A 7,937-nucleotide genomic window follows, 5' to 3' on the forward strand; every position below is an offset into this window, starting at 1 on the left:
TTCCAGGTCGCGAATAGCGCGGGTAATGGCCGACTGGGTGCGAAATAATTCATCTGCCGCCCGCGAGACACTGCCTTGTGCCACTACCTGACTAAATGCCCTGATTTGCATCAGGTTTGTCAGCTCTTGCGTGTCCTTTTCCGCCATCTTTCCCTGCCCCTTTTCGCTACCGATCGATGTCGCAATATAAATAAAACGCATACCCGCTGCAATTAAATGAATTATCGCCGCCAGGTTGGCAGTGACAGCATGGAAAAAAACAGCGGAGGAGTATGCCATGACTAACAACACCCCAAAAAAAACCGCGCTGGTGGTCAGCGCTCACTCAGCGGATTTCGTCTGGCGCGCCGGCGGTGCCATCGCGCTGCACCATGCGCAGGGCTATGACGTCCACGTTGTCTGCCTTTCGTTTGGCGAGCGCGGTGAATCAGCCAAGCTGTGGCGCAAAGGGGAGATGAGCGAAGCGAAAGTTAAAGCCGCCCGCCGCAGTGAAGCGCAGGCCGCCGCCGAGATTCTCGGTGCCAGCATTGAATTTTTTGATCTCGGCGATTATCCGCTTCGTGCCGATAAAGAAACCCTGTTCCGCCTTGCCGACGTCTATCGCCGGGTGCTGCCGCACTTTGTTCTGACCCACTCATTGCAGGATCCCTACAACTACGATCACCCGATGGCCACGCATCTGGCGCAGGAGGCGCGCATCATCGCCCAGGCCGAAGGCTACCGTCCGGGCGAAAAAATCGTCGGTGCACCGCCGGTTTACTGCTTCGAACCGCACCAGCCCGAGCAGTGCAACTGGAAGCCGGATGTGCTGCTGGATATCACCTCGGTGTGGGACAAAAAATATCAGGCGATTCAGTGCATGGCCGGGCAGGAACATCTGTGGGAATACTACACGCGCGTGGCACAGCAGCGCGGCGTGCAGGCCAAGCGTAACGTCGGGATTACCACCAGCCGCGACATCATTTATGGCGAAGGCTATCAGAGCATCTTCCCGCGCGTAACCGAGGATCTGGCATGAGCATCATCGCGAAAAAAGGCGTCGCGGTGCGCCACATTCCCCGCGCGGCGGCTGCGGATATTGACGCGCTGGCCCGCTTCGGCGTTGCCACTGTGCATGAAGCGCAAGGCCGCAAAGGCTTGCTCGATCCCGCCATTCGCCCAATTCAGCAGGATTGCGCCATCGCGGGCAGCGCGGTCACCGTGCTGGTGGCACCGGGTGATAACTGGATGTTCCACGTCGCGGTGGAACTCTGTCAGCCGGGCGATGTGCTGGTGGTTGCGCCAACCTCGCCGTGCAGCGACGGCTTCTTTGGCGATCTGCTGGCGACCTCGCTGCAAGCGCGCGGTGTGCGCGGGCTGGTGGCGGATGTCGGTGTGCGCGATAGCCGCACGTTGCGTGAGATGGGCTTTGCCGTCTGGTCGCGCGCGGTGTATGCGCAAGGCACAGTCAAAGAGACGCTCGGTTCGGTGAACGTGCCGCTGGTGTGCGCCGGGCAGCTGATCTGGCCGGGGGATGTGATCGTCGCCGATGACGACGGCGTGGTGGTGGTGGCACGCGATGAAGCCGCCAGCGTGGCAGCCAAAGCGCGTCAGCGTGAAGAGTTGGAAGAGAGCAAACGCCTGCGTTTAGCGGCTGGTGAGCTGGGACTGGATATCTATCAGATGCGCCCGCGCCTGGCGGAAAAAGGACTGCGCTATCTCGACACGCTCGATCAACTGGAGGAGTAAACCATGCGCCAGCGTCGCATTCCCTGCTTACTGATGCGCGGCGGCACCTCCAAAGCCGCCTGCTTTCTGGCGCAGGATCTGCCAGCAGATCCTGTGACCCGCGATCGGGTGCTGCTGGCGGTGATGGGATCGCCCGATGTCCGCCAGATTGACGGTCTCGGCGGTGCCGATCCGCTCACCAGCAAAGTGGCGATCGTCAGCGTCTCACACCGGGACGATGCCGATGTCGATTACCTGTTTGCTCAGGTCAACGTCGATCAACCCAGCGTCGATTACGGGCAAAACTGCGGCAATATCCTCGCCGCCGTCGGGCCTTTCGCCTTAGAACGCGGGCTGGTAAAGGCAGGCAATCAACGCACCCGCGTGCGCATTTTCATGCAGAACACCGGGCAGATCGCCGAAGCAGAGTTCGCCACACCCGACGGTGAAGTCGACTATGACGGTGACTTAAGTATTGATGGCGTACCCGGCAGCGCAGGCGAGATCGCCCTCACCTTCAAAGATATTGCCGGATCAAGCTGTGGCGCGCTGCTGCCGACCGGTCAGCCGCGCGACTGTTTTGATGGCATCGATGTCACCTGCATCGACAACGGCATGCCGGTGATTTTAATCCGTGCGGCGGATGTCAATCGCAGCGGCTATGAAAGCCGCGAAACGTTGGATAACGACAGCGAGCTCAAGCAGCGGCTGGAGTCGATTCGCCTGCAGGCCGGGCCGCGTATGAACTTAGGGGATGTCAGCCAGCGTACGGTGCCCAAAGTCACGCTGCTGGCCGAAGCGCGTCACGGCGGCGCGATCAGCTCACGCACCTTTATTCCGCACCGCTGCCACGCCTCGATTGGCGTGCTCGGCGCGGTGAGCGTCGCCAGCGCCTGCCTGATCCCCGGCAGCGTCGCCGATGGACTGGCACGCATCAGCCAGCAACCTCAGCAGCGCCTGAGCGTGGAACATCCCAGCGGCGAATTCAGCGTGCTGCTGCAGCGCGAAGGCGATAACCCGCTGGCGGGCTGCGGTTTGCTGCGCACTGCACGCGCCATTTTTGCCGGTGAAGTCATGATTCCGGCGGCGGTCTGGCCCTTCAGCAAGGAGTAATTGATGAACATCACCTTTATCGGTTTTGGTGAAGCGGGCGGCATTCTCGCCCAGGACTTACAGGCGCAAGGCAACGCGGTGACGGTGTGGGACCGTAAAGCCCTCGCGGCAGAAACCCTACCCGCGCTGCAGCAAAAAGCGCAACAGAGCCGCGTGCGGCTGGCCGCTTCGCTGGCGGACGCGTTGCAGGACGCCACGCTGGTGTTCTCCACCGTTACCGCATCGCAGGCACTCAATGTGGCGCAGCAGGCGGCAGCGCTGTTACAGGCTGGGCAGCATTTTCTCGATCTCAACTCGGTAGCACCGCACACCAAACGCGCCGCAGCTGAAGTGATTAACGCCGCAGGTGCCAGCTACATCGACGTGGCGGTAATGGCGCCGGTGCCGCCCAAGCGGCTGGCGACGCCGCTGCTGATTGGCGGTGCGCAGGCTGAACAGGTGCAGCCGCTGCTGCAACAGTTAGGCCTTAATAGCCGTTTGCTGGGTGGCGAAGTGGGTGAAGCCTCGGCGATTAAGATGTGCCGCAGCGTGATGATTAAAGGCCTCGAAGCGCTGACCACCGAATGCCTGAGCGCGGCGCGCCAGTACGGCGTTGAGCAAGCGGTGCTCGATTCGCTGCATGCCAGCTTCCCGTCGCTGGGCTGGAACGATCAGCTGCCACACTACCTGATCAGCCGCGTGGCGGAGCACGGCCAGCGACGCGCTGAAGAGATGCAGGAAGTGGTGAAAACCTTGCAGGACGTCAAGGTACCGGCAGCCATGAGCGCAGCGATTGTTGCCACCCAGCAAGGGCTGGTAGATGCGTTAAACGCCCGTGCCCTGCGCTATCAACAACTGACGCCGTTCGTCTGGCAAGAGACGCTGGATAAGATCTATCCACCTCAATGAGTTATACGCCCAAAGGTATGCGTTTTGTTTATCGGCAATTGTTTACATTTTTGCAACGGCGTAGCGTAAGCGAGACGAGAAGCAGGTTATAAAACAATAAATATCGGAAGCAAAACATGAAGATTAGAGCATCTGTCGCCCTTTCCCTGCTGCTGGCAGCGGGTATTGGCCAGGCCAGCGCAGCCGCGCTGGACGCCAGCCACACCAACCAGGTGATGACCAGTGTGAAAAACAGCATCAGCGCCCAGCACAGCACCGGCTGCGTGGCGGTGGTTGATGCCAGCGGTACGCTGCTGGCCTTCCAGCGCCTTGACGGCGCATCGCCGGGCTGCGTTGATGCCGCGCTTGGTAAAGCGCGTACCTCGGCGCTGTATCACTCCCCTTCCCTGAAATTTATGCAGCGTCTGCAGAGCGGCGAAACCACGGTGCTCGCCATCCCGCACGCTGTGGCGCTCGGCGGCGGTTTCCCGCTCACGCTGCAAAATGAAGTGGTCGGCGCGGTCGGCGTCAGCACTCCTAAACAGGATCTGGATAACCAGGCTTCAGAGGCTGCCGCTCAGGCGCTGAAATAACTTTCGGGAATTTCCATGATGACTCTTTCACGCCGCCGGTTGCTGACCGGCACGGCGGGCCTGCTGGTGGCTGGCGTCCTGACGCAGATGCTACCCAGCAGCCTGGCTTTCGCCTCGCCGCCGCTGGCCGCCGCAGTCGCGCCATCAGCCAGTTTCACTGCGATTTCCACCCGATTAACCGGACTGGATCAGCCGGATGCCCTGCTGGCGCAGCGCCTCTACAGCTGGCTACACGACCACTTCCCGCAGCTGGATAGCCAGCTCGATACGCTCAACGCGCTGCTGCAACAGCAACCCGCCGCCAACGGCAGCAGCCTGTTGGCGCTGCTGAGTACGCAGCCCAAAGCCCTCAACGATCTTTATCAGGCGCTGGTTTCCGGCTGGTATCTCGGCGTCGTCGGCCCGCTGCCGCGCCCGCAATGCATCGCTTTTGAGAATATCGTCAGTTATCAGCTGGTACGCGATTCCCTGTTACCGCCGAGCTACGCGCCGGGGCAACCTAACTTCTGGACGCAGCCGCCTGCAAGGAGAGCACATGTCTGATTCATTAAGCGCCGATGTGGTAGTAATTGGCGCCGGGATTGCCGGTTCACTGGCAGCGCTGAAGATGGCCAAAGCCGGCGCATCGGTGTTGATGCTGGAGTCTGGCCCGGAGATTAAACGCGATCAGGCGGTGGAGTATTTCCGTAACTCGCCGTTTAAGGGCGATTTCACCGAACCGTATCCGCCGCAGCCGTGGGCGCCACAGCCGAAATTTATCCCCAGCGATAACAATTACCTGATTCAGAAAGGCCCGGATCCCTATCGCGCCCAATATCTGCGCGGCACCGGAGGCACCACATGGCACTGGGCTGGACAAGCGTTCCGCCTGTTACCGAACGATATGCGCATTCAGTCGCTGTACGGCATTGGCCGCGACTGGCCGATCAGCTATGACGAACTGGAACCTTATTATTGTGACGCCGAATATCAGATGGGCGTTTCTGGCGATAGCGATCTGGCTTCGCCACGTTCGCGCCCTTATCCGTTGCCGGGCATTCCGCTGCCGTACGGTTTTGATCGCCTGAAGCAGCGTCTCGGTCCGCTGGGTTATGAGGTGGGCATTGGCCCGCAGGCGCGCAACAGCATCGCCTACGACGGTCGTCCGGCCTGCTGCGGCAACAATAACTGCATGCCGGTTTGCCCGATTGACGCGCAGTATCACGGCGGCATCGCCGCACGTAAGGCGCTGGATGCTGGTGTGAAAATCGTTACCAACGCGGTGGTGTTTCGCATTGAGGCCGACGACAAAGGCACCATTCAGGCGGTGCACTATCTCGATCAGAACAAAGCGCGCCATCGCGTGACCGGCAAGCAGTTTGTCCTGACCGCCAACGGCATTGAAAGCCCGAAAATCCTGCTGCTCTCCACCAGCGATCGCTACCCGAACGGCATCGCCAACAGTTCCGGCATGGTGGGCCGCAACCTGATGGATCATCCAGGATCGTCAGTGGAGTTCTACGCCGATGAGCCGGTGTGGTTTGGCCGTGGGCCAATGCGTCCTGGCAGCATCAATAATATGCGCGACGGCGATTTCCGTGGTGAGCGCTCGGCGCTGCGTATCGATCTCGCCAACACCTCGCCGGTGCGCTACCTCACCGAACGACTGGTGCGTCAGGGCTATTACGGCAAGGCACTTAACGACAAGCTGGCCTTCCAGGCCGAGCGCTTTGTCCAGCTGAAGTGTTTGCTGGAGATGCTGCCGGAGCCGCAAAACCGCGTCACGCTGAGCAAAACCGAGAAGGATGCGTGGGGTATTCCTCGCCTCGAGGTTTACTACAGCTTCCCGGAATATGTGCATCGCGGCTATGACCAGTCGATGATCGACTTCCAGCGCATGGTGAAAGAGATGGGCGGAACGGAAGCGGTTTACAGCAAGCGCGGCGTTTACGACAACAACCAGCACATCACCGGCACCATGATCATGGGCAGCAATCCGCAGGATTCGGTGGTGGACGGTCACTGCCGCACCCACGATCACCCGAATTTGTTTATCGCCGGCACCGGTATTATGCCGTCGGCCTCGACGGTTAACTCAACGTTGACCGGCACCGCGCTGGCGCTACGTATGGCCGACAGCGTTCTGGCAAGCTTGTAAGGAGCACCCGATGAAACCTGTATTTATTCAGGCCGCTATCGCGGTGGTCCTGATGCAGTGCGCCATGGCGCAGGCGGCAGACAATGCCGCTCAGATTAAGCGCGGCGAATATCTGGCGCGCGCCGGTGACTGCACTGCCTGTCACACCGCCACCAACGGCCCGCTGTTTGGCGGCGGCTTTGCGGTCAGTACGCCTTTCGGCCAGATCTGGGGCAGCAATATCTCCTCCGATAAGCAGTACGGCATTGGCAGCTGGAGCGACGATCAGTTCGTTGCCGCAGTGCGCGACGGTATTGGTAAAAACGGCGAGCAGCTCTATCCGGCGATGCCGTATGACTCCTTCACCAAAATGAAGCGCGACGATGTGCTGGCGATTAAGGCCTATCTGCTGTCGATGCCGCCGGTGCATCAGGCTTCACCGCAAACCGAGCTGCCGTTCCCGTTCAACCAGCGCTGGGGCATGCGCTTCTGGAAGTGGTTCAACTTCGATAAGGGCGAATTGCAGAACGATTCACAGCAGAGTGCGCAGTGGAATAACGGCCGCTATCTGGTTGAAGCGCTGGCGCACTGCGGCACCTGTCATACGCCGCGTAATCTGACCATGGGCATGGATAACGATAAAGCGCTGGCGGGCGGCGATCTCGGCGGCTGGATGGCGTACAACATTACGCCAGATAAGCAGGCAGGCATCGGTGACTGGAGCCAGCAGCAGCTGGTGACCTACCTGAAGACCGGGTTTGTCGCCAACAAAGCCAGCGCCTCCGGTCCGATGGCCGAAGCGATTGAGCACAGCCTGCAATATCTGCCGGAGAGTGATCTGCAGGACATCGCCACCTATCTGCGCAGCGTCAAGCCGCAGCCGGACGCGCAGCAAACCCGTGCGCGCGACAGTTGGGGACAACCTTCCACCGCGCTGATTGCACTGCGCGGTGCCGATGATGCGACCCGCAATGCCCAACCCGGCGCGGTCGTGTTTGCCGGTAACTGTGCAAGCTGTCATGGCGCGGAAGGTGCGGGATCGGGCAGCGGTTTCCATGCCTATCCGTCACTGTTCCATCACACCAGCACCGGCGCAGCAGATGCACTAAACGTGGTATCGGTGATCCTCAACGGCGTACATCGCAACATGACCGAGGGCGAAGTTTTTATGCCGTCCTTTGCGCCTGAACTGAGTGACCAGCAGGTGGCGGATGTCAGTAATTTCGTTACCCAGCAGTTTGGTAATCCGGCGGCGGCCAAGGTGGATGCGAAGCAGGTTAAGGAATTAAGAGAGGATGCAAAACTGGCTTCACCACCGATTTATGGTCAGGGAGATAAGCCTTAATTAACGCACTCGGCGGCGCAGAACACGCCGCCGATGTAGCACGCGTTAATGATAATTCACGGTCACTTCACTGCTCACCACGCGCAAGCCCGGTGGCAATGCGCCCTTCCCCTGAAAGCCAAACGCCAGATGCAGCGTCTCTTCTGCCGCCACGTTGGCTAAGCCGCGTGTACTGCCGCTGGCGCCTTCAATCTCG

10 protein-coding genes are annotated in these 7,937 nt (G+C 60.2%); 8 read left to right on the plus strand and 2 right to left on the minus strand.

From position 1 onward, the window contains the following. Positions 1–201 (minus strand): LysR family transcriptional regulator (locus RTY00_RS14195; RefSeq protein ID WP_312664887.1); only part of this gene is annotated, 201 nt, incomplete at its 3' end. 76 nt (positions 202–277) lie between these two features. On the opposite strand from RTY00_RS14195, the gene galB reads away from it, so the two are divergent. The 8 genes from galB to RTY00_RS14235 all read left to right on the plus strand — a co-directional run bounded on the left by galB (position 278) and on the right by RTY00_RS14235 (position 7,741). Beyond that, positions 278–1,018: a 4-oxalmesaconate hydratase gene (gene galB, locus RTY00_RS14200; RefSeq protein WP_061718569.1), complete on the plus strand. Its 741-nt coding sequence runs from the start codon at positions 278–280 to the stop codon at positions 1,016–1,018. Further along, a complete protein-coding gene (locus tag RTY00_RS14205; RefSeq protein ID WP_258143459.1) occupies positions 1,015–1,728 on the plus strand; it encodes a 4-carboxy-4-hydroxy-2-oxoadipate aldolase/oxaloacetate decarboxylase in 714 nt (237 codons plus the stop codon). Before galB ends, RTY00_RS14205 begins: the two co-directional genes overlap by 4 nt. Positions 1,729–1,731: 3 nt before the next feature. Further along, positions 1,732–2,820, plus strand: coding sequence for a 4-oxalomesaconate tautomerase (locus RTY00_RS14210; RefSeq protein ID WP_312664880.1), 1,089 nt, complete (start codon positions 1,732–1,734; stop codon positions 2,818–2,820). Positions 2,821–2,823: 3 nt separating this feature from the next. After that, positions 2,824–3,708 (plus strand): DUF1932 domain-containing protein, encoded by an 885-nt coding sequence (locus tag RTY00_RS14215; RefSeq protein ID WP_312664881.1) that lies wholly within the window; start codon positions 2,824–2,826, stop codon positions 3,706–3,708. A 116-nt stretch (positions 3,709–3,824) separates the two neighbouring features. Further along, positions 3,825–4,280, plus strand: coding sequence for a heme-binding protein (locus RTY00_RS14220; protein WP_312664882.1), 456 nt, complete (start codon positions 3,825–3,827; stop codon positions 4,278–4,280). 15 nt (positions 4,281–4,295) lie between these two features. Then, positions 4,296–4,823, plus strand: coding sequence for a sugar dehydrogenase complex small subunit (locus tag RTY00_RS14225; RefSeq protein WP_312664883.1), 528 nt, complete (start codon positions 4,296–4,298; stop codon positions 4,821–4,823). Beyond that, positions 4,816–6,417: a GMC family oxidoreductase gene (locus tag RTY00_RS14230; RefSeq protein WP_061718563.1), complete on the plus strand. Its 1,602-nt coding sequence runs from the start codon at positions 4,816–4,818 to the stop codon at positions 6,415–6,417. Before RTY00_RS14225 ends, RTY00_RS14230 begins: the two co-directional genes overlap by 8 nt. A gap of 10 nt (positions 6,418–6,427) precedes the next feature. Further along, positions 6,428–7,741, plus strand: coding sequence for a cytochrome c (locus tag RTY00_RS14235; RefSeq protein ID WP_312664884.1), 1,314 nt, complete (start codon positions 6,428–6,430; stop codon positions 7,739–7,741). 45 nt (positions 7,742–7,786) lie between these two features. On the opposite strand, the gene RTY00_RS14240 is transcribed toward RTY00_RS14235, so the two are convergent. After that, a partial coding sequence (locus RTY00_RS14240; RefSeq protein WP_312664888.1) for a flagellar protein FlhE occupies positions 7,787–7,937 on the minus strand: 151 nt, incomplete at its 5' end.

This window comes from Pantoea sp. CTOTU49201 (assembly GCF_032054795.1).
Taxonomy (GTDB): domain Bacteria; phylum Pseudomonadota; class Gammaproteobacteria; order Enterobacterales; family Enterobacteriaceae; genus Pantoea; species Pantoea symbiotica.